At 63.7% G+C, this 21,634-nt stretch carries 17 protein-coding genes; 11 read left to right on the top strand and 6 right to left on the bottom strand.

The genetic code is table 11. The features are described from left to right. Window positions 1-86 precede the first annotated feature (86 nt). The 8 genes from KI243_RS33080 (at window position 87) to KI243_RS15675 (ending at window position 8,287) form a co-directional block, all read left to right on the top strand. Window positions 87-215 carry a hypothetical protein gene (locus KI243_RS33080; RefSeq protein WP_256260468.1) on the top strand — a complete coding sequence of 43 codons (129 nt, stop codon included), beginning with the start codon at window positions 87-89 and terminating at the stop codon, window positions 213-215. Between the two features lie 88 nt (window positions 216-303). Next, a complete protein-coding gene (gene idi, locus KI243_RS15700) occupies window positions 304-870 on the top strand; it encodes an isopentenyl-diphosphate Delta-isomerase (RefSeq protein ID WP_017127237.1) in 567 nt (188 codons plus the stop codon). Between the two features lie 106 nt (window positions 871-976). Next, complete coding sequence (gene dxs / locus KI243_RS15695; protein WP_177082400.1) at window positions 977-2,896, top strand: 1-deoxy-D-xylulose-5-phosphate synthase; 1,920 nt, start codon at window positions 977-979, stop codon at window positions 2,894-2,896. Next, window positions 2,893-3,825: a 4-hydroxy-3-methylbut-2-enyl diphosphate reductase gene (gene ispH, locus KI243_RS15690; RefSeq protein ID WP_212811124.1), complete on the top strand. Its 933-nt coding sequence runs from the start codon at window positions 2,893-2,895 to the stop codon at window positions 3,823-3,825. The genes dxs and ispH overlap by 4 nt, the downstream gene beginning before the upstream one ends. Before the next feature lie 23 nt (window positions 3,826-3,848). Continuing rightward, window positions 3,849-4,838: a hypothetical protein gene (locus KI243_RS15685; protein ID WP_212811123.1), complete on the top strand. Its 990-nt coding sequence runs from the start codon at window positions 3,849-3,851 to the stop codon at window positions 4,836-4,838. Then, window positions 4,835-6,118 (top strand): flavodoxin-dependent (E)-4-hydroxy-3-methylbut-2-enyl-diphosphate synthase, encoded by a 1,284-nt coding sequence (gene ispG, locus KI243_RS15680; RefSeq protein WP_212811122.1) that lies wholly within the window; start codon window positions 4,835-4,837, stop codon window positions 6,116-6,118. Before KI243_RS15685 ends, ispG begins: the two co-directional genes overlap by 4 nt. Before the next feature lie 26 nt (window positions 6,119-6,144). Then, entirely contained in the window at window positions 6,145-7,293 is a 1,149-nt protein-coding gene (locus KI243_RS32890; RefSeq protein WP_244861872.1) for a hypothetical protein, read from the top strand. After that, window positions 7,175-8,287, top strand: coding sequence for a 1-deoxy-D-xylulose-5-phosphate reductoisomerase (locus KI243_RS15675; RefSeq protein WP_244861899.1), 1,113 nt, complete (start codon window positions 7,175-7,177; stop codon window positions 8,285-8,287). The genes KI243_RS32890 and KI243_RS15675 overlap by 119 nt, the downstream gene beginning before the upstream one ends. Here KI243_RS15675 and KI243_RS15670 read toward each other — a convergent pair. From KI243_RS15670 to KI243_RS15650, 5 genes are all read right to left on the bottom strand, one after another. Beyond that, a complete protein-coding gene (locus KI243_RS15670; protein WP_212811121.1) occupies window positions 8,264-10,513 on the bottom strand; it encodes an ATP-dependent DNA helicase in 2,250 nt (749 codons plus the stop codon). The genes KI243_RS15675 and KI243_RS15670 overlap by 24 nt on opposite strands. Beyond that, window positions 10,510-12,162, bottom strand: coding sequence for a VRR-NUC domain-containing protein (locus KI243_RS15665; RefSeq protein WP_212811120.1), 1,653 nt, complete (start codon window positions 12,160-12,162; stop codon window positions 10,510-10,512). The genes KI243_RS15670 and KI243_RS15665 overlap by 4 nt, the downstream gene beginning before the upstream one ends. 105 nt (window positions 12,163-12,267) lie before the next feature. Beyond that, entirely contained in the window at window positions 12,268-13,617 is a 1,350-nt protein-coding gene (locus tag KI243_RS15660; RefSeq protein ID WP_244861898.1) for a PLP-dependent aminotransferase family protein, read from the bottom strand. Window positions 13,618-13,745: 128 nt separating this feature from the next. Next, window positions 13,746-15,236, bottom strand: coding sequence for a hypothetical protein (locus tag KI243_RS15655; protein WP_212811118.1), 1,491 nt, complete (start codon window positions 15,234-15,236; stop codon window positions 13,746-13,748). A 599-nt stretch (window positions 15,237-15,835) separates the two neighbouring features. Beyond that, the gene (locus tag KI243_RS15650) at window positions 15,836-16,858 is read right to left on the bottom strand and encodes a zinc-dependent alcohol dehydrogenase family protein (protein ID WP_017127248.1); all 1,023 of its coding nucleotides are present in this window, start codon (window positions 16,856-16,858) and stop codon (window positions 15,836-15,838) included. A 312-nt stretch (window positions 16,859-17,170) separates the two neighbouring features. On the opposite strand from KI243_RS15650, the gene KI243_RS15645 reads away from it, so the two are divergent. Beyond that, entirely contained in the window at window positions 17,171-18,085 is a 915-nt protein-coding gene (locus KI243_RS15645) for a LysR family transcriptional regulator (RefSeq protein ID WP_017127249.1), read from the top strand. 33 nt (window positions 18,086-18,118) lie between these two features. Further along, window positions 18,119-18,742, top strand: coding sequence for an HAD family phosphatase (locus KI243_RS15640; RefSeq protein WP_212811117.1), 624 nt, complete (start codon window positions 18,119-18,121; stop codon window positions 18,740-18,742). Between the two features lie 9 nt (window positions 18,743-18,751). Here KI243_RS15640 and gltS read toward each other — a convergent pair whose 3' ends face one another. Then, on the bottom strand, window positions 18,752-19,969 hold the full coding sequence (gene gltS / locus KI243_RS15635) for a sodium/glutamate symporter (RefSeq protein WP_212811116.1): 1,218 nt from the start codon (window positions 19,967-19,969) through the stop codon (window positions 18,752-18,754). 403 nt (window positions 19,970-20,372) lie between these two features. On the opposite strand from gltS, the gene mexE reads away from it, so the two are divergent. After that, window positions 20,373-21,629, top strand: coding sequence for a multidrug efflux RND transporter periplasmic adaptor subunit MexE (mexE, locus tag KI243_RS15630; protein ID WP_177082375.1), 1,257 nt, complete (start codon window positions 20,373-20,375; stop codon window positions 21,627-21,629). Window positions 21,630-21,634: the final 5 nt, after the last annotated feature.

Below are 21,634 nucleotides of genomic sequence, written 5' to 3'. Positions count from 1 at the left end.
TTGTCTCCCCGGGGGCCTCGCTGGCGCGTGCGCAGCGGACACCGCCCCGATGCACTGAAGGTTAGTCTGCTATCGAGGTTGCACCCATGAACCTGAACGGCAGCTTTCTGCCGGCGATGGGGATCGTGAAACTCTTGTCAGTCAAGGAAGTGACGAACGGCCAGGCCGAATGTCCGTCTCCCCTTGCGCTTGGGCAGGCGCGATCTACTGTCTAAGGGTACGGTTACAAGACAACCCAAATTCCCCCCACGTATTCTGGTCTGCAGTTCCGTCCAGTGACAAAGACATCATGGAGTCCGCGTCATGGAAGAAACCCTCATTCTGGTCGATGAGGATGATTGCGAAACCGGCAGTGCGCACAAGCTGTTCATCCACCAACAAGGCTTGCGACATCGGGCCTTCTCGATCTTCATCTTCGACGGCTACGACCGCTTGTTGCTGCAGCAACGGGCCCTCGGCAAATACCATTCGCAAGGCCTGTGGACCAACACCTGCTGCGGCCATCCGCGCGTCGGCGAACAGACCCATGCCGCCGCGCAGCGACGTCTGTTCGAGGAAATGGGCCTGGCCTGCCCACTGAAGAAAGTGGCGTCCCTGCTCTATCGGGAACAGGTCTCGAACGATCTGATCGAACATGAATTCGACCATCTGTTCGTCGGCATCAGCGATGCCCTGCCCGTAGCCAATCCCGATGAAGCCCTGTCCTGGGAGTGGATGACCCTCTCCGAGATTCCGCATTGCATTGCCGCCGCCCCGGAGCGGTACACGGTCTGGTTCCGCAGGATCTTCGACACCTACACCCTCGCGAGTCTGCGCACCTGGCAAAAGCTGGCGGTCACGCTCCCCTCGACCAGTCATCTGGCACTCTAGAGATCCCGTTCATGAAACGTTACGCGCACGACGCGTGGGCGACCTTGTTGCCGATCGCGCCCACCCCGGGTATTGCCGGGGCGCCCCAGGGACGGAGGAACACGACATGTTCGAGCTACTGAACACCATCGACAGCCCGGACGATTTGCGGGCACTGCATCCCAGGGCGCTGTCGACAGTCGCCGATGAGCTGCGAGCCTTTATCCTGCACAGCGTTTCACGAACCGGCGGGCATCTGTCGGCCAACCTGGGCACCGTGGAACTGGCCATTGCCCTGCACTATGTGTTCGATACCCCCCATGACCGGATCGTCTGGGATGTCGGGCACCAGTCCTACCCGCACAAGATCCTCACCGGGCGCCGCGAGGCCATGGCTGGCATTCGCCAACTGGGCGGGATATCCGGTTTTCCCCGACGCCAGGAGTCCGAGTACGACACCTTCGGCACCGCTCACTCCAGCACTTCGATTTCCGCGGCCCTGGGCATGGTCCTGGGGGCGCGCAACAAAGGCGAGCACCGGCATGGCATCGCGGTCATCGGCGACGGCGCCCTGAGCGGCGGCATGGCCTACGAGGCCATGAACAACGCCGGCCTGCATCAGGACCTGCCGTTCCTGGTGATCCTCAACGACAACGATATGTCGATCTCCCCCGCCGTCGGCGCGTTGCGCCACTACCTGGGAAGACTCACCGCCCATCGCTGCACGCCTTCGGCCAGGGCCGCCATCAAGCGCATCCTGCGCGAGGAAACGGCGGCAGGCGAAGGCTCCGTCCCCGCATTCGCAGCACAGCTCACCGGGCAGAAATTGTCGGCGACGCTGTTCGAAGCCCTGGGCTTCCATTACACCGGTCCCGTCGACGGGCATGATCTGGGCGAGCTGATTCCGGCGTTGCAGGCCCTGAAAAGCCGGCGCGGCCCGCAGTTGCTGCATATCGTCACCGAGAAGGGCCATGGCTACAGCCCGGCGGCCCTCGATCCGGTGCTGTATCACGGGCCCGGGAAATTCAATCCGGAACAGGGTATCCAGCCCGTGGCAGCCGGCCGGCAGAGCTACACCCAGGTCTTTGGCAACTGGCTGTGCGATGAGGCCGCGCTCGACCCGCGCGTCGTCGCGATTACCCCGGCCATGCGTGAAGGTTCGGGCCTGGTGGAGTTCGAACGGCGTTTCCCCGACCGCTACTTCGATGTCGGGATCGCCGAGCAGCACGCCCTGACCTTTGCCGCGGGCCTTGCCACCGAGGGCCTGAAGCCGGTGGTCGCCATCTACTCGACCTTCCTCCAGCGCGCCTATGACCAGTTGATCCACGATATCGCCATCCAGAACCTGCCGGTGCTGCTCGCCATCGACCGTGCCGGCATTGTCGGGGCGGACGGTGCCACCCACACCGGGGCGTTCGATATCGCCTACCTGCGCTGCGTGCCCAACCTGGTCATCATGGCGCCGGCGGACGAAAACGAATGCCGGCAGATGCTGCACACCGCCCTGCTGCAGAACGGCCCGGTGGCAGTGCGTTATCCTCGCGGCGCCGGCAACGGCACTCCACCGCAGGTCGAGTTGCACACGCTGCCCCTGGGTCGCGGTGAAATCCGTCGCCAGTCTGCGCAAACCCAGGGTCTGCGAATCGCCATCCTCGCCTTCGGCTCCATGCTGCTGCCCAGTCTCGAGGCCGCCGAGGTCCTGGATGCGACGGTGGCGAACATGCGTTACGTCAAACCCCTGGATGTCGACCTGATAGAAGCCCTGGCCTGCAACCACGATGTGCTGGTGACGGTTGAAGAAGGCTGTGTGAAGGGCGGCGCCGGTGCCGCGTGCCTGGAACATCTGGCCGTTTCGATGTTTTCCAACCAGGTCCTGCAACTGGGGTTCGACGATCAGTTCATCGAGCATGGCGCACCGGAGCAACTGCTGAGTGCCTGCGGCCTGGATGCGGGAGGAATTGTCGCGGCTATCCGGGTTTTCTCCGGGCAGGTGGCCCTGGTGCGCGGCGAGTCCCGTCGACAGCTGATGACAGGAGGTCGCCGGTGAACGTCATCCTGGCCCAACCCCGGGGCTTTTGCGCCGGCGTGGTACGGGCGATCGAGATCGTCGAGCTGGCGCTGGAACAGTATGGCGCCCCGGTCTATGTGCGACATGAGATCGTCCACAACCGTCATGTGGTCGACAACCTCAAGGCCAGGGGAGCGATCTTCGTCGACGAGCTGGATGAAATACCGGTCGACGCCATCACCGTGTTCAGCGCCCATGGCGTGGCCAGGGTCGTCGAAGATGCCGCGCGCCAGCGTCAGTTGCGGGTCCTCGACGCCACCTGCCCGCTGGTCACCAAGGTGCATCACCAGGGCCGCCAGTATGCCGCCAGAGGCTATCAGGTGATCCTGGTCGGTGAAGCCGGGCATCCCGAGGTGGTCGGCATTCTCGGGCAGATTCCCGCGCCGGTGGTGGTCGTGCGTGATGTGGCGCAGGTGCGGGACCTGGACTTTCCGGCACAGACGCCAATGGCCTATATCACCCAGACCACCCTCAGCGTCGATGACACCCGCGCCGTGGTCCAGGCCCTGCAACGGCGCTACCCGGGCATCGTCGGCCCGGATACCCGCGATATCTGCTACGCCGTGCAGAACCGCCAGAGCGCCTTGCGCAGTCTCAGCCAGGGTGTCGACCTGGTGCTGGTGGTGGGCGCGGCGAACAGCGCCAATACCGTGACCTTGCACACGCTTGCCGGTGAGACCGGCGTGCCGGCCTACCGGGTGGCCGATGGCAGCGAACTGGACCGGCAGTGGTTTCGCGAAATCGAGACCGTCGGGATCACCGCAGGGGCCTCGACGCCCGAGGCGCTGGTCGAGGACGTGATTGCCGCCCTCGGCAAGCTGGCACCGCTGACGATCGCTACCCTGCCCGGCCGCGAGGAACGGGTGCAATTCAATCTGCCGGACGGGCTGATCGCCCGCAGCCGCTAAACCATCGGGGCATAGGAGCCGACATGATCCCTGCATTCGATCGACCACCGATTCACCTGCCCTTTGCCTCGCGGATCAACCCGCATCTGGACCCTGCCAGCCGAGCCTCCGATACCTGGCTGGAGTCGATGGGCCTGATCGACCCCGCGACACGCCAGGTACTGGACAGCGGGCGCTTCGGCGAACTGAACGCCAGGGTTTTCCCTGATGTGGATGCCACCGGGCTGGAACACATGATCAGTCTGATGAGCTGGCTTTTCCTGCTCGACGATGCCCTCGACCAGGGGGAACTGAACCATCATGTGATCGCGACCGAGGCCCTGCTGGAACGCCTGTTTTCGCAGCTGGCGCAAGACCCGCTGGCGCCCGCCGCCAAACCGGGCCTGGAGCTGGCCGGGTGCGCCCTGATCGGCTCGATCCGGCGCGGCCTGAGTACCGCCGGGCAGCGACGTTTCCTCGGCGAGATCCGGGCCTACTTCGATGCGGTCCTGAAAGAAGTCGAGATCCGCGCCGCTGGCGAGGTGCCAGACCTGCTGGCCTTCGCCCTGGTCCGGCGCTATACCGGCGCCAGCCAGTTGATGTTCAGCGCCGGCGAATATGCCAACCATGCCGAATTGCCCGAGGCCTTCTGCCGTACCCGGCCTTTCCAAGCCTTGCAACAGAGCACCAGCGACGTGCTGGTCCTGGTCAATGATATTTTTTCCTATGCCAAGGAAAGCCGTTTCGATGAAATCAACAATTATGTGGTGGTCTGCCGGCATCACCTGGGCCTGTCGGTCCGCGAGGCCATGGCGTTCGTCAATGGCCTGGTGACTTCCCGTGTCCGGACGTTCGAGCAGGCGCGGGAACGGCTGCCAGCGTTTCTCGATCAGCAGCGCCATACCGATCTCGAACGCCAGGCGATCGAGTGTTATGCCGATACGCTGGAAAGCTGGATGAGCGGCAATCTCGACTGGTCACTGGAAGTTCCCCGCTACAACGCCCCGTGCTTCACCGAGGAGGCTCGTCGATGAATCCCCTGATCACCCGCCGCCAGACCCGCCAGGTCGTCATCGGACCGGTCAGCCTGGGCAGCGCCAGCCCGATCGTGGTCCAGGCCATGACCAATACCGATACCGCCGATGCCCGGGCCACCGCCGCCCAGGTCGAACAGTTGGCCCTGGCCGGCGCCGAACTCGTGCGCATCACAGTGAACGGCCATGAAGCGGCGTCCCAGGTGGCGAAGATCCGCGATTTGCTCGATGCCCGGCAGATCGGGGTGCCGCTGGTGGGTGACTTTCATTTCAACGGCCACCGCCTGCTGGCAACCTATCCCGAGTGCGCGCAAGCCCTGGACAAGTACCGGATCAACCCCGGCAATGTCGGCAAGGGCGCCCGTCGCGACGAGCAGTTCTGCGAGATGATCGAAATCGCCTGCCGCTACGACAAACCGGTGCGCATCGGGGTCAACTGGGGCAGTCTCGATCCGGACCTGCTGGCGCGCATGATGGACAGCAATGCGGCACTGGCCGAACCGCTGGCCGCCGACGCGGTGATGCGCGAAGCGCTGGTGGTGTCGGCGCTGGAGAATGCGCAACGGGCCATTGCCGTCGGCCTGCCGGCGGAGCGGATCGTGCTGTCGGCCAAGGTCAGCCATGTCCAGGACCTGATTGCCGTGTACCGCGACCTCGCCGCCCGTTGCGACTTCCCCCTGCACCTGGGCCTGACCGAAGCCGGCATGGGCTCGAAGGGGATCGTCGCCTCCTCCACCGCCCTGGCGGTGCTGCTCCAGGAAGGCATCGGCGACACGCTGCGGATTTCCCTCACCCCCGAACCCGGCGGGGACCGCACCCGCGAGGTGCAGGTCGCCCAGCAGATCCTGCAGACCATGGGCTTACGGGCGTTCACCCCGACCGTAGTCGCCTGTCCCGGCTGTGGGCGCACCACCAGTGATTTCTTCCAGCGGCTGGCTCAACAGATCGAACATCATCTGGTAACGCAGATGCCCCTCTGGAAATCCCGATTCCACGGGGTCGAGCAGATGCATGTCGCCGTCATGGGCTGCGTAGTGAACGGTCCGGGCGAAAGCCGCCTGGCGGATATCGGCGTCTCGCTGCCCGGTGCCGGAGAACACCCTTCGGCTCCCGTCTACATTGACGGCGAACGCGTGTTGACACTCAAGGGGCCAGGTATCGCCCAGGACTTCATCCAACTGCTTGAGGCCTATGTCGCTGCTCGCTATGGCCGGCAGGAGTCTGCACGGCGACAGCTGGACGAACTCCTGGCGCATCTGGGCAGAGTACGTGTGCTGTGAATCACCGCACGACCGGGACCCTCACCATGCCAGGCTCACGCTCGACATTACCGCGACACCTGCAGCAGGTGATCGAGACCCTTCCCCACGACGAAGTGCGGGTCAATCCCCATGCGCCTTTGGCTGAGGTCGAGGCCCTGCGCTGGGTGCAGCGTTTCCGCCTGGCCAGGGGGGATGAAGCACTCGAGCGCTTCAAGCGGATCAAGTGCGGCGCATTCGCCGGGCATACCTATCCCCACGCTCCGCCAGAAAAGGTAATCCTGGGTGCGGAATTGATCGGCTGGTTATTTCTCTTCGACGACCAATATGGCGAGGGCCAGGAGGCCATCACGATGGCACGGGTTTTCGACAGTTGCATGGAAACCCTCAGGACCGGGCAACCGCCTCTCCTTGAGCCTTTGCCATTCCACGGCGCATTGGCGGACCTGAACGCACGTTTTTCAGCACTGGGCCAACCTCTTTGGCAAAGGCTGTTCGCGCAGAGCATGGGGGCCTATTTCAGCGGTTGCCTGTTTGAACTGCCCTACCGCCAATCGGGGCTCTGCCCGACCCTGGACGCTTATATCCGACTACGCACCTGGTCCATCGGCGCACTCCCGGTGTTTGATCTGATCCTGCTGGAAATGAACCCTCTGCCCTTGCCGCTTCGCGCGCCGCTGATCGCGTTCCGCGAACACTGCGCACAACTGACCGCTTGGGTCAACGATCTGCACTCGTACACCAAGGAGACCGCCAGTCACGACCCGCTGAATCTGGTGGCGGTGCTCCAGCAGGAACGGCAGCTGCTCCTGGAGGATGCGTTCCTCGCCGCGGTCGATCTGTATCGACAAGGCCTGGCGACCATGTCCGACCTGGCTCGGAGCATCCAGGCTTCGCCTCATTGCACCCCGCAGGAAAAGACCCTGGTCCAAGGCACCATCGACTGGGTGCATGGCAATACCGCCTGGACCCGCCTATCCGGCCGTTACTATCCCAAGGCCATCAGGAGTCCTGATCATGCCGCAACGTCTTGCACTCCTGGGAGCCACCGGCTCCATCGGCGACAGTACCCTGGACCTGGTGGCGCGGCATCCCGAGCACTTTTCCGTGTTCGCCCTGACCGCGCATCACAATATCGACAAGCTGTGCCGGCTGTGCCTGGCCTTCAGGCCCGAGGTCGCCGTCGTTGCCGATGAAGCCGCGGCCGCGCGCCTGTCGGCGTGGCTGCTGGCGCTGGGGCAGGACACCGAGGTGCTGCATGGGCCGCAGGCGCTGGTCGACGTGGCCCGGGCCAGCCAATGCGACACCGTGGTCGCAGCCATTGTCGGTGGCGCCGGGTTGGCCCCGACGCTGGCCGCCGCCAAGGCCGGCAAGCGCATCCTCCTGGCCAACAAGGAAGCACTGGTGATGTCCGGCGCGCTGTTGATGGCGAGTGTCGCCGCGTCGACAGCGCAACTGCTGCCGGTCGACAGCGAACACAATGCCATCTTCCAATGCCTGTCGAGCCACCCCGAAGTCCGTCCCGAACGCCTGATCCTCACCGCTTCCGGCGGGCCTTTCCTGACCCGGCCGCTGGAAACCCTGGACAGCGTCACCCCCGACCAGGCCTGCGCCCATCCGAAGTGGCGCATGGGGCGCAAGATCTCGGTGGACTGCGCGACCATGATGAACAAGGGGCTGGAGGTGATCGAGGCACGCTGGCTGTTCGCTATGCCCGCCGAGCGGATCGAGGTGCTGATTCATCCGCAAAGCATCGTGCACTCGATGGTGGTGTATGCCGACCAGTCGGTACTGGCGCAACTGGGCAATCCCGATATGCGCACGCCTATCGCCCAGGCCCTGGCCTATCCACGGCGTATCGACTCCGGCGTCGACCCGCTGGACCTGACGCGTTGCGAGCCGCTGGTCTTTGCCCGCCCGGACCTGGTGCGATTCCCCTGCCTGCGCCTGGCCCTGGAGGTGGCGCGGGACGGTTGTGCACTCAGCGTGGTGCTCAATGCCGCCAATGAAGTGGCGGTGGCGGCTTTTCTCGCGGGTGCGCTGACCTTCAACGATATCACCCGCGTGGTCTCGCAAACCCTGGAACAGACCGCCTCGGTGGCCTGCGACAGCCTCGAGGCCATCGAGGACACCGACCGTCAGGCACGTGCCCGCGCGACGCAGCTGTCAGGCCTGCCACCAGCGCGGTAACAACTGGCGGACCCCGGCCTCGGCGAAACGGTCGTCGATCAGCATCACCACGCCGCGATCCTGCTGGCTGCGGATAACCCGCCCCGCCGCCTGCACGACTTTCTGCAGCCCGGGGTACAGGTAGGTGTAGTCATACCCGGAGCCGAACAGCGCCGCCATGCGCTGCTTGATCTGTTCATTGACCGGATTCAGTTGCGGCAGGCCCAGGGTCGCGATAAAGGCGCCGATCAGGCGCTGTCCGGGCAAGTCGATGCCCTCGCCGAAGGCCCCGCCCAGTACCGCGAAGCCGATGCCCTGGCTGTGCTCGGTGAATTGTTCGAGAAAGGCCTGGCGCTGGCCCTCCTCCATGCGCCGTTCCTGTTGCCAGAGCGGAATTCGCGGGTGCCGCTCGGCCAGCAACTGCACCACCTGCTGCAGGTAGTCGAAGCTGCTGAAGAACGCCAGGTAGTTACCGGGGCGCTGCGCGAACTGCCCGGCCAGCAACTCGACGATGGGCGCCAGGGAGGCCTGGCGATGGACGAAGCGCGTGGATATCTCGCTGACGACCCGCAGTTCAAGCTGGTCGCGCCGGAACGGTGACTCGACATCGATCCATGCGGTATCGGCCGGCAGCCCCAGCAGGTCGGCGTAATAATGCCTGGGGCTCAGGGTCGCGGAAAACAGCACGCTGCTGCGGGCGGCAGTCAGCCGTGGGCGGATGAAGGCGGCCGGCACGACATTGCGCAGGCACAGCTGCGACAGGCGTCGCCGGCCGTGCTCACGCAGGCTGATATCGAAAATGAAATGCTCGTCGAACAGCTCCCCGACCCGGGTGAATTGCAGGAGGTCGAAGTAGAACGCCTGGAGTTCGGCATCCACCCCTTGCGGGTGTTCGTTGAGGTAGTCGCCCATGGCCGAGATACACAGGGACATCGCCTGCAGCAGCCGGGTCGGAGCCTGGGCACTGGCCTGGTAGGTCGCGACCTGCTCCTTGTGCAGGGCATTCCACTCGCGGTTGAGCCGTTGCAGCGATTTCTTCAGGGGCTCCGGCGCGTTCTGACGCAACTGGCCGAGGTGGTACTGGTCCAGGCTGGCGCTGTACATCTGACGCCCGCGCTCCACCAGGTTGTGCGCCTCGTCCACCAGCGTCGCCACCCGCCACTGGTTGGCCTGGGCCAGGCCGAACAGCAGTGCGCTGAAGTCGAAGTAGTAGTTGTAGTCGGCGACCACCCAGTCGGCCCAGCGCGCCATTTCCTGGCTCAGGTAATACGGGCAGATGCCGTGGGCCAGGGCGATCTCCCGCAGGGCCTGGCGATCGAGCAGCGCCACGGCGGCCGCGGCCTGGCGCGCGGCCGGCAAACGATCGTAGAAACCCCGCGCCAGTGGGCAGGCATCACCATGACAGGCCTTGTCCGGATGTTCGCAGGCCTTGTCCCGGGCCACCAGTTCCAGCACCCGCAGCGGCAGGCCGGGACTGCTGTCGTGCAGGACCCGCGCCGCATCGAGGGCAAGCTGGCGCCCCGGGGTCTTGGCCGTCAGGAAAAACACCTTGTCCAGTTGCTGTGGCGCCAGGGCCTTGAGCATGGGAAACAGCGTGCCGATGGTCTTGCCGATACCGGTCGGGGCCTGGGCCATCAGGCAGCGACCGGTGCTCACCGCCTTGTACACCGTTTCCGCCAGGCTGCGCTGGCCGGGGCGGAAATCGCCATGGGGGAACACCAGCGCCTGCGCCGCCTGGTCACGGGCACTGCGATGGGCCGTTTCCTGGTCGGCCCAGTGCAGGAACAGCGAGCACTGTCGCTCGAAAAAGACCTTGAGGTCAGCCGCCGTCCAGGTTTCGCGCAGCAGGGTCTCCTTTTCGCTGAGAATGTCGAAATACACCAGCGCCAGGTTGATTTCGGCCAACTGCAGGTGCTCGCAGGCCAGCCAGCCGTAGATCCGCGCCTGTGCCCAGTGCAACTGGCGATGGTTGGCCGGCTGGCTGGCGAGATCGCCGCGATAGGTCTTGATTTCCTCCAGCTGGTTTTGCGTCGGCTCATAGCCATCGGCCCGACCCCTGACCCGCAGACCCAGGTAATGCCCTTCCAGCGCCAGTTCGGCCCGATAGCCCTCGCTGCGGCGCGCAGCCACGGTGCGATGCCCGACGATGCCCTCCAGGGCGGTCGGCGACGGGGTGAAGCGCAGGTCCAGGTCGCCGGTCTTGGCGGTGAATTCGCACAGGGCGCGCACGGCAACGCTGTAGCTCAAGTGACCGGCTCCGACCATTGCACATGGCACACGGCGACCGGCATCTGGTGCTGGTGGCAGAATTCCAGCCAGCGCAGCTGGTTGTCCTGCAGGCGATCGCCCGGCCCTTTCACCTCGATCATCCGATAGGTCTTCTGCGCCGGCCAGAACTGGATCAGGTCGGGCATGCCGGCACGGTTGGCCCTGATATCCAGCAGCAGGCGTTCGAACCAGTGTTTCAGGTGAATCGCCGGCAGGCATTCCAGGGCCTGCTCCAGCAACTCCCCGGTCAGCACGTTCCAGAAGACAAAGGGCGATTGCAGCCCCCATTTGGCGACAAAGGTGCTGCGAATGGTCTGTTTGTAGCGCTGGTCCGTCAGTTGCTCCAGGCATTGGGCAAACAGCTCGGCCCGGCGCTGGTGGAAATCTTCGCTGTGCAGGTCGGCCGGCCCGCTCTGGAACGGATGGAAAAACGCGCCCGGCAGCGGCGCGAAGATCGCCGGCCAGCACAGCAGGCCGAACAATGAGTTGATCAGGGTATTTTCCACGAAGTACACCGGTGCCTGCGCTTCGTGCAGGTGCCGGGCCACCCGCTGCTCGACCGATTCATCCGGTTCATGGACCAGGCTGAAATCCAGCCGTGTCACCGGCGTCGGCGCCTGGCGCGCCAGCGCCGGCAGCCCGAGCCGGCGTCGCAGCCGTGGCAGGATCCGTTGCAGGTGCTGTTGTTCCTCGGCACTTTCCGGCGCCGCCTCGGCCGCGCCGGCCAGCGCCATGGCCTGCTCATGCTCGCCGAGGCGTTCCAGCACCCGGATGCTGCGCAGGCGCGCGCCGGGGTACTGGCACCCGCCGTAGATCGCCAGGGCGCCGGACAGATCCTCCAGGCGCTCGCTGTATTGTCCCAGCTGAAACAGCAGCTTGCCCCGCCGCCGCTCCAGCCAGGGGTTGTCGGTCTGCAACTGCCGGATATGCGCCAGCACCCGGGGAATCTCCACTCCCGCCTCCAGGGCCTCGCGGGCCGTATGCAGGTGCAGGTAGCCGTCCACGTCGGCACGGCTGCGCAAGCCACGGGACTCGGCGCAGAACTCGACCTTTTCATAGCTGAAGATGCCCAGGTCGGCCAGCACGAATTCCGACCAGTCCTGATAGAGATTGCCGAAGAACATCAGCCGCAGGCGGTCGCACAGCGCCATGACCTGCAGGCTGTAGAGCCGGTCGGGGAGTTGCGGGCACCATTGGGCGAACGACCGTTGCTCGTCGGCGAACCGCGCGGCAAGGGCCTCCCGCAGGTCACCCTTCCTGGCCTTGGGTTGCGTGATGACGGTCGCGAAGGCCTGCACGACCTCGGCCTTCTGCAGTACCGCGAACAAGGCGTCCAGCGTCAACGGGCTATCGTCGCGGACCCAACCCAGGGCCAGCAGGGGCAACACCGCCGCGTCGCTGCCGCCGATTTCCCCATAGTTCAGCTTGCTGGCGCGAAAGTGCTCGCCCTTGCGCATCACCATGCGCACCAACAGGGCCCGGGAAGCCTTGGGCAAGCGCGAGAACTCGTCGATGAACGCCTGCTCCTGCTCGCTCAGCAGGTCGGCATAACGCTGGGCCAGCCAGTCGAGCACACGCTGGAAGTTGTTCAGGTAATAAAACGGATCGTCGAGGGGCTGAGTTGTCACGGGCGGGAAGGACCACGGTTATCGAATGCTGGTTATGCATACAGATAACAGCCCTCCCCGCGCCTGGCAAACACAATTGGACAAAAGGCCTGTCGGGCGTCTAGGTCAGGAGCTCGACTCCAGGCGCAAGGCATCGGCCAACGTCCCCAGGGCCTGCTCCAGATGGCGATGACCGTTGGAAGTGGTGCTCAGGCGCAGGCAATCGCGGTGCAGCCCGTGCAGGCTGAACAATTCGCCGGGGGCCATGACGATCTTCTGCTCCAGCAAGCGCTCGAACACCTTGCGCATGTCCGTCGAGCGCGTGGCCCGGGCCCAGACGGTCGCACCGCCCTGGGGCGGGATGAAGTCCAGGCTGTCGGCCAGGCGCTCGCGCAACAGCTGGCTGACCTGCAGCATGCGTTCGTTGAGCAACCGCCGCAGCGTGGCCAGGTGCTGGTCGATACGCCCGCTGCTGTACAAGCGGGCAATCGCCTTCTGCCGCGTCGGCGACATGCGGAACGAGCGCAGCAGGAAATGCCGCTGCAACTCAACGCCGAGATGCCGGGACAACAGGTAGCCGAATGGCGCTTCGCACCCCATGAAGCGCTCGAAACTGGCGAACACCAGCAGGCGATCCGGGTCGACCAGATCACGCATGCACACGCCCCCGGCCTGGAAGGCCAGTTCGCCATGGCTGTCGTTCTCCAGCAGCCAGACACCGAAATGCTCCAGCAACCGGGCGATCTGCTGGCGCTGCTCCAGGGGCATCAGGCTGCCGTGGGGCATATTGATCCGCGAAGACATCAGCAGCAGCTTGACCGACTGCGTGCGCAGCAGGTGTTCAAGTCCCGCCAGGTCAAAGGCGCCCTGCCCATCCAGGGGCAATTCGATCACATTCACCCCGCCGGCCTGCAACAACCGCAGGATCACCCAGTCGCAAGGCGATTCCACCAGTACCGTCGCCTGCTTCAGGGACAGCGCCGCCATCAGGGTTTCCAGCACACTGCGCAGGTCGGCGCCGATATAGACGTCGTCGGCATGCCAGTAGCGCTGCGCCGAGGTGGTGTAGCGCACCGCCAGTGCCGTGCGCAGTTCCAGCTCGCCAAACGGCTGGAACTGCGGCTGCTGCTGTCGGGGATACTGGCGCACCAGTTCCCGTTCCAGCAGCAACAGCGGATTGTCCAGCGACAACAGCAAGGCCGGTTCATCGCTGCCCAGCACCAGCGTGCCGGGGCGACGCGAATGCACATACATCTGCTCCAGCAGGTCGGCACCGCCGCTGACGAACGCGTTGCTGGAAACCGGCAGCGCGTAATAGCCCGACTTGGCCTGGGAATAGACCCGGCCCTCCTTCTCCAGCAAGGAGTAGGCGTACTGGATGGTCGAAATCGACACGTTCAGCCGTTCGGCCAGGTGCCGCAACGAGGGCAGCTTGACCCGGGCATCGGTTTCCACCTCGTTGATCAGGCTGACCAGGTAGCGGTAGACCGACTGATAGGCGAAGTCCGAGTGCTTGCGTCCTCTGACCGTTCGTGGAACCGCGCCGGGCTCGGTGGGGGTCGAACCGGGTTCGGAAGTTTCTGAAGCTATCAATACCAATCCTTTTAACGTCCCGACAGGACTTCTTTGCAGACTTCACCGTTGTCGGGATTGATGATGTCAACCCGGTGTTTATCCGGATCGCTGGCCCGCACCCGGGCAATCAGCGAGACAGCGGTGCTGAAATCGACCCGGGGCTTCTGATAGAGGTCCTGCAGCAGTTCGAGTGTCAGGCCGCTGACGTCGGTCAGCCACTGCTCGATCTGTTCGTTGCCCGGTTGCGCCGACAAGACCCGGTGCAGGTCGGGCAAAGCCACCAGCATGCCCGGATGGCAGTGGCGCAGGAAAAGCTCCAGGCCACGCCCCTGGTTGACGAACGGCGCGAACAGCAGGCAGATCAGTTGTTCTTCGCGCAGGCCATAGGCTTCCTGGGCGTACACCCCGGCCAGGGCCCTGCGGTTGAGGAGTTTTTCCGGGGTGTCGTAGGCGGCCATGGCCTGCTCGATCAGGCGCGCCGACATGAGTTTCTTGCGCATCATCACCACGGCCAGTTGCAGGTACTCGGTGATGCCCGCCTGGTAGCTCAGGCCCCGGACGTATTGCGCCTGCAAGCCGCGCATATGCGCCATGAGCAAGGGGTTGGCGCAATCCGACTCGCTGAAGTGGAAGGCCAGGTCGTCGAAGCGGAAACCGAGGAATTCGGTCAGCAACGGCCAGCGTTGCTCGATGTTGCTGCCCACCAGGTCATAGACGCTCAGCAGCATCGGCGTGCTGGCGTGGCCGATGGCCGGTCCCGGCGGTTGCGCCGGGGTATCGCCGTAAAGCTCGCGATAATATTCCAGGCTCAGCTCGTTGCAGGTCCGCACGGCCTCGTCGAACTCCAGTGGCCCCGCGCCCTGGCGGTTGCGGTCGGGACGTTCGGTCGAGCGCAGCAGCCAGGTCAGGTACTGCTTCTGCTCCCGGGGCGGGTCGCCGATGACCAGCGCACTGATGCCCTTGTCCCAGGCACTGGCACGCTCATGGAAATCGGCCATCGACAGGTAGCAGCTGTTGCAGAACGTCGCCCGGCCATCCCCTGCCGTCAGGTGACCGTTCATCAGCAGGTTGCGCCGGTTGAGGTCGCAGTTGAGATCGGACATCGGCGTGCGATGGTGAAACGGGCGGACATGTTTATTGTCCACCATCAGCAGTTCCACGCGCGGGTCGTCATAGACGAACAGCGCGCAGTAGCCGCGATGGATATTGTTCATGACGGTGGCGGTCACGCCGGCGTGACGCAGGGTGGCGATACGCAGGTTGAACGTGGCCGGCGAACGCCCGGCGATGCTCAACTGGGCGGCACGCAGGAAAGCCAGCGTATAACTGCTGTCCTTGCCGCCACCATGGGGCACCATGACCTTGAACTCACCGATACGCTCGATGCCGCCCGCGGCCACGATCAAGCGCTGGATCAACAACTGCAGTGCGATACGTTCGGCACGGCTGAAGTAACTCATCAACCGCTGTAGAACCTGTTGATATACATAGTTCATTGCCTGCTCGTGAATAGAGCTCATAGCCTTTACACCTGGATTGGGTTCAGTGTCGGGCAACCGGCGCTCGTCATTATCAACGCGTGCTATGTTCAGGAGCGTATTCGCCGTCCGCTATCGAACAGGTCGAACCACAACAAGAGTATTACCCCAGACCTGTAACATCCACAGCAAGGATAGGTGAGTGTGACCTGAGTCACTGATTGCCGGTCAACTTTGGGAGATCCTTGCGGCGATAAGAACTTCCTAGGAATGTTCTTACACTTACCTACAACTATTGATCACACAAACAAATTCAATGAGAAAGAGCCCCTCACCGTGAGCCCCCTTGTTTGCGCCAACTCCCCGCGAACGCCCTGACTGAAGCTTGTGCAACTGCATCGCACCGGTACAACAACTGAAACTCGACCATGACTCATTCCTTGAGCTGAAAGTTACCCGTTAATTATCAGTGCTTACAGGGCGATTAACAGATACAGAATTTGGAAAAAAACCGGTTCAGTTGGTGAAAGACTCAATTTCCACCGGCAACTTTCGTACAAAAAGTTCAATAATTTGTTGGACAAAATAAAAAGCCCCGTATCAGTCGACTGATACGGGGCTTGATGATTGCGCGGGTTGAATCAGGCGGGATCGACCTGCAATGCCACCCGTCCACGGCATGGACAAGCGTCCATGTAACGATGCGCCTCGACAAACTCGTCGAAAGGAAAAGCGCGGATTTCCAGCGGCGGCAGGACACGGTCCGCCGTCAATTGGTTGATGTCCCGCAGTGCCCGTTGCACCGCTGCCTCGTCCTGGACAATGCCCAGTTCCGGCTTGCCGGTGAAGTTGCCGATGCAGTGCACGAAGAACTGGATGTTCTTCTGGAACGCCGCACAAGCCGGGAATGGCGTCTGGTTGCCACCCTGCAGGCCATAGAGCACCAGGCTGCCACGCGGCGCCAGGACATCGCCGAGCATCGACATCTGCGGCCCGCCGAGGCCGTCGAAGACCATGTCGACGCCACGACCGTCGGTGTACTTGTTGATCTGCATGAGCAGGTCCTGCTCTTCGGTGACGATGACTTTCTCGGCACCCAGGGCAATCAGGAAATCACGCTCTTCGGCAGTCTTGGTCGCGGCGATCACTTTCACGCCCAGGGCCTTGCCCAGTTGCACGAAGGACGGCCCGGCGCAATGGCTGGCGTCGGTGATCAGGGCAAACTGCCCCGGCTTGACCCGCGCCAGGTCGACATAGGCAAAATAGGCGATCAGCAACGGCGTGTAGTGGACACTGGCCTGGACCGGCGTCAGGACATCCGGGTAGCGGGTCAGAGCCGAACGCGGCAGGACGATCAGTTCACCGTATACCGGGTAGTCGTTGGGGCTCTGTGCCGGGAAGCTGGCGACCTTGTCACCGATCGACAGATCGTCCACGCCATCACCGACGGCCGTGACCACACCGGCCATTTCATGACCGATACCGGCCGGCAGGCGGGCATGGGACGACGCCAGGTTCTGCCGCCAGAGGACGTCATACCAGCTGATGCCAATCGCTTCGACACGCACCTGCACTTCGCCCGGTGCAGGCAGAGTGGCCGTATGCTCTTCGCATTTGAGCACCTCGGCCGGACCAAACTTGTGAAAACGGATCGTGCGTGACATCGCAAACCTCGCCAAATGAACCTCTAATGACACGAACTCTATCCGGGCTTTCCCCTGAAGACTATCCGTGCCCATTAATAGTCGACATGCCTGTCATTGATTGGGGGGGCATTGTACACAATGTCGGCAAGCGGGGCTGAAGACGGCAGGAAAGGCGGTTTTTTCCCGCAGGAAAAAAACCGGACCCCGGGTTTCCGCGGCTGCCATGGCCCTGACTCATAAAAGGAAAGTTCATTTTTCCAGTGCGAATCAGGCGCCTTTGCCCGTAAGATTCACCTCATTCGTTATTGACCGACCTGTGAAGCGAGCCCGATGAACCGTAACGACCTGCGCCGCGTCGATCTGAACCTGCTGATTGTCTTCGAAACCCTGATGCACGAACGGAGCGTAACCCGGGCGGCGGAAAAGCTGTTCCTCGGTCAGCCGGCCATCAGTGCGGCCTTGTCGCGCCTGCGCAGCCTGTTCGATGACCCGCTGTTCGTGCGCACCGGCCGCAGCATGGAGCCTTCGGCCCGCGCCGTGGAGATCTTCGCCCTGCTCTCGCCGGCACTGGATTCGATTTCCACCGCGGTAAGCCGCGCCTCCGAGTTCGACCCGGCGACCAGTACCTCGGTGTTTCGCATCGGCCTGTCCGACGACGTCGAGTTCGCCCTGCTGCCGCAGTTGCTCAAGCGCCTGCGGGCCGAGGCCCCGGGCATCGTGCTGGTGATCCGTCGCGTCAACTACCTGCTGATCCCGGCCAAGCTGGGTTCCGGCGAGATCTCCATCGGGGTCTGCTACACCACCGACCTGCCGGCCAACGCCAAGCGCAAGGTGCTGCGGCGCAGCTCGCCGAAACTGCTGCGCGCCGACAGCATGCCCGGCCCGCTGTCGCTGGACGACTTCTGTGCGCGGCCCCATGCGCTGGTATCCTTTGCCGGCGACCTGAGCGGCTTTATCGATACCGAACTGGAAAAACTCGGGCGCAAGCGGCATGTGGTGCTCGCGGTCCCGCAATTCAACGGCCTGAGCACCCTGATCAGCGGCACCGATATCGTCGCCACCGTGCCGGACTACACTGCCGACGCCCTGACCGCCGCTGGCGGGGTGCGCGCCGAGGACCCGCCGTTGCCGGTGCAGAGTTTCGAACTGCACATGGCCTGGCGCGGCTCCCAGGACAACGACCCGGGCGAACGCTGGTTGCGCTCGCGGATCCAGATGTTCTGCGGGGATCCGGACAGTCTCTGACGATAAGGTGCTCGCCCCCCATGGAGGATACGCATGACGATTCGCGCAGTGGTTTTCGATTTCGGCGGTGTCTTGTTCGACTGGAGTCCGCAGCACCTGTATCGCCAGCTGATCGCCGATGAACAGGAAAGGCAGTGGTTCCTGGACAATATCTGCACCCAGGAATGGAATACCGAGCAAGACGCCGGCCGCACGCTGGCCGAAGCCACCCGCACCCTGATTGCCCGACACCCGCGACACGAACCCCTGATCCGGGCCTATTACGACCGCTGGCACGAGATGTTGCGCGGGCCGCTGCCCGGCGGCGTGGCTATCCTGGAAGCGTTGCATGAAGCGCGCATGCCGTTGTTCGGCCTGACCAACTGGTCGGCGGAAACCTTTCCCTATGCCCGCGCCAACTATCCCTTCCTGCAGTGCTTCCGTGACATCGTGGTGTCGGGCGAAGTGAAGCAGATCAAGCCCGACGCGCGGATCTACCAGCTGAGCCTGGGCCAGGTTCGCGCGCATCTGCCGGATATCCAGCCGCGAGAGCTGGTGTTTATCGACGATGTCGCGACCAACGTCGAGGCCGCCATCGCCCTCGGTTGGCAAGGTATTCATCACGTGTCCGCAGACGCCACGCAACAGCGCCTGCGTGAACTGGGCGTGCAGTTCTGAAGCGATCCGTCAGGAGACACTGCCGATAAACGGCAATGCCAGATACAGCTTGATCACGATGGCATTGGCGATATCGATAAAAAACGCCCCGACCATGGGCACCACCAGGAAGGCGATCCGCGACGGGCCGTAGCGCTGGGTCACCGCCTGCATGTTGGCGATCGCCGTGGGCGTTGCCCCCAGGCCGAAGCCGCAGTGCCCGGCGGCCAGGGCCACGGCATCGTAGTTGCGGCCCATCACGCGGAAGGTGACGAAGATGGCGAACAGCGCCATCAGTACCGCCTGGGCCGTCAGCAGGATAAAGATCGGCAAGGCCAGCGCCGCCAGGTCCCAGAGTTTCAGCGACATCAGCGCAATGGCCAGGAACAGCGACAGGCTGACATTGCCCAGCACCGATACCTCGCGCTCGAAGACCTCATGCCAGCCCAGCGCCGACAGACCGTTGCGCAAGACCACGCCGACAAACAGCACACAGACGAACGTCGGCAACTCCAGGGCCGTGCCCTTGATCAGATCGCTGAGGAAGGTGCCGGCCAACAGGCTGATGGCAATCAACGCCAGTGTCTCTATAAAGGAGCCCGGCGTGATCATCCGCTCGCGCTCGGGCTGCTCGAAGCCCTTCGGCACGCCCAGGACCACGTTTTCCTGGGCCACCCCCTGGGTCTTTACGCGCTTGAGCAGCAACCTGGCCACCGGTCCCCCGATCAGGCCACCCAAGACCAGGCCGAAGGTCGCCGAGGCCATGGCCAGCTCCGCGGCGGACATCACGCGGTATTGCTCGGCGAACACCGAGCTCCAGGCCGCGCCGGTGCCGTGACCACCCGACAAGGTGATGGAACCGGCCAGCAAGCCCATCAGCGGATCCAGGCCGAGCGCGGCGGCCAGTGACACGCCCAGGGCGTTCTGCACCACCAGCAAGCCGACGACCACCAACAGGAAAGTCCCGAGCACCCGCCCGCCTTTCTTCAGGCTGGTGAAGTCGGCGTTCAACCCGATAGTAGCGAAGAAAGCCAGCATCAACGGAGCCTGCATCGAGGTCTCGAAGCCTACCTTGAAGTCGAACGCTACCCGCAGGAGCAACAGCAACAGCGCCACCACCAGGCCGCCGGCAACGGGTTCGGGAATGTTGTAGGTGCGCAGAAAACCGACGCGGCTACAGAGTCCACGGCCCAGCAGCAACACCAGGGAAGCGGCCACCAGCGTGCCGTAGAAGTCGAGTTGAACCATTATGGAGAATCCTCGGTAATTATTTTTGTCTGCCCCTGCCGCGGGCAAAGTCGGGCCCTCCCGACAACTCGCGTGTCGGGGTCTGAATCAGCATTTCCGTGTGGCTGAATTGTACTGAGCCGTATTGCCAGCGATGTAGGCCGTGTTCCCATCCATCATCGGATAATTCTGAATATTCGGATCGGCCGGCGTAGGATCAGCGCCGTGACGCGCTGTTGCATTCCCGGCAACAGTGATTTGCGCTTTCTGTAATGGATAGGCTGCTAACGGAAGGCGCATGCTAGTGGGCTGGATTCGGTTTGATATCATTCCGGATGATAGTTACCTTCGCTTCATTCGATTCGTGTGCGATCAACGCCCACAGCATGATCCGCCCATCTCAATAGATTGGCGGACTCCCCCCATGGAACAGTCACTTAAACTTTTGCGCTTCCCCCTGGCTGCCCTGGCAGTCGTCGTGATGAGTGCCTGCGGCAAAGCGCCCGTGGCGGCAGGTGGTGCGATGCCGGCAACCAAGGTCAGCGTGGCCAAGGTCATCGAACAGCCCGTCAATGAATGGGACGAGTTCACCGGGCGCCTCGAAGCCCCGGAAACCGTGGAAATCCGCCCGCGGGTTTCCGGCCAGATCGATCAGGTGGCCTTCACCGAAGGTGCGCTGGTCAAGAAAGGCGACCTGCTGTTCCAGATCGACCCCCGCCCCTACCAGGCTGAAGTCCATCGCCTGGAAGCCCAACTGCAGCAGACCCGCGCCACTGCCAGCCGTACCGCCAACGAGGCCGAGCGTGGCAAGCGCCTGCTGACCAGCAACGCGATTTCCGCCGAACTGGCCGACACCCGCACCAGCACCGCCCAGGAATCCAAGGCCGCGGTCGATGCGACCCAGGCGCAACTGGACCTGGCTCGCCTGAACCTGAGCTTCACCCGCGTCACCGCGCCCATCAGCGGCCGTGTCAGCCGTGCCGAAATAACCGCCGGCAACATCGTCACCGCCGATGTCACGCCGTTGACCAGCGTGGTTTCCACCGACAAGGTCTACGCCTACTTCGACGCCGACGAGCGGGTCTACCTCAAGTACACCCAGCTCGCTCGCCAGGGCAAGCGCGGCGCCACCACCCCGGTCTACCTCGGTCTGTCCAACGAAACCGGCAACCCGCACCTGGGCCAGATGAACTTCGTCGACAACCAGGTCAACCCGCGCACCGGCACCATCCGCGGTCGCGCCGTGTTCGACAACACCGACGGCAGCTTCACCCCCGGCCTGTACGCCCGCCTGAAGCTGGTCGGCAGCGGCACCTACGCCGCCGTGCTGATCAACGACGAAGCGGTCGGTACCGACCTGGGCAAGAAGTTCGTGCTGGTGATGGACGCCGACAAGAAGACCGCCTACCGCTCGGTCGAGCTGGGCCCGAAAATCGAAGGTCTGCGGATCGTGCGCAGCGGCCTGAACAAGGATGACACCGTCATCGTCAAAGGCCTGCAACGCGTGCGTCCGGGCTCGCCGGTGGATCCTGAAGTGATCCCGATGGCCAGCAAGGAAACCCTCGCCGCTCTGGCAGAACAACGACAAGCCCTGGAAGCCAGCAACCTGCAGCAGGTTGCGCCGGCCAAAGGCGCTCCGGCCCAGGCTAACAAGCTGGCCGCAGCGACTCCACGCGGTTAAGGGAT

This window comes from Pseudomonas sp. Ost2, assembly GCF_018326065.1.
Lineage (GTDB): Bacteria > Pseudomonadota > Gammaproteobacteria > Pseudomonadales > Pseudomonadaceae > Aquipseudomonas > Aquipseudomonas gingeri.
This window is presented reverse-complemented; position numbering and strand designations above follow the sequence as displayed.

Coding starts and splice junctions, on each gene's coding strand:
- KI243_RS15650 (WP_017127248.1), bottom strand. CDS start 16,858: ATGTCACGCACGATCCGTTTTCACAAGTTTGGTCCGGCCGAGGTGCTC.
- idi (WP_017127237.1), top strand. CDS start 304: ATGGAAGAAACCCTCATTCTGGTCGATGAGGATGATTGCGAAACCGGC.
- dxs (WP_177082400.1), top strand. CDS start 977: ATGTTCGAGCTACTGAACACCATCGACAGCCCGGACGATTTGCGGGCA.
- gltS (WP_212811116.1), bottom strand. CDS start 19,969: ATGGTTCAACTCGACTTCTACGGCACGCTGGTGGCCGCTTCCCTGGTG.
- mexE (WP_177082375.1), top strand. CDS start 20,373: ATGGAACAGTCACTTAAACTTTTGCGCTTCCCCCTGGCTGCCCTGGCA.
- KI243_RS32890 (WP_244861872.1), top strand. CDS start 6,145: ATGCCAGGCTCACGCTCGACATTACCGCGACACCTGCAGCAGGTGATC.
- KI243_RS33080 (WP_256260468.1), top strand. CDS start 87: ATGAACCTGAACGGCAGCTTTCTGCCGGCGATGGGGATCGTGAAACTC.
- KI243_RS15640 (WP_212811117.1), top strand. CDS start 18,119: ATGACGATTCGCGCAGTGGTTTTCGATTTCGGCGGTGTCTTGTTCGAC.
- KI243_RS15645 (WP_017127249.1), top strand. CDS start 17,171: ATGAACCGTAACGACCTGCGCCGCGTCGATCTGAACCTGCTGATTGTC.
- KI243_RS15685 (WP_212811123.1), top strand. CDS start 3,849: ATGATCCCTGCATTCGATCGACCACCGATTCACCTGCCCTTTGCCTCG.
- ispG (WP_212811122.1), top strand. CDS start 4,835: ATGAATCCCCTGATCACCCGCCGCCAGACCCGCCAGGTCGTCATCGGA.
- KI243_RS15655 (WP_212811118.1), bottom strand. CDS start 15,236: ATGAGCTCTATTCACGAGCAGGCAATGAACTATGTATATCAACAGGTT.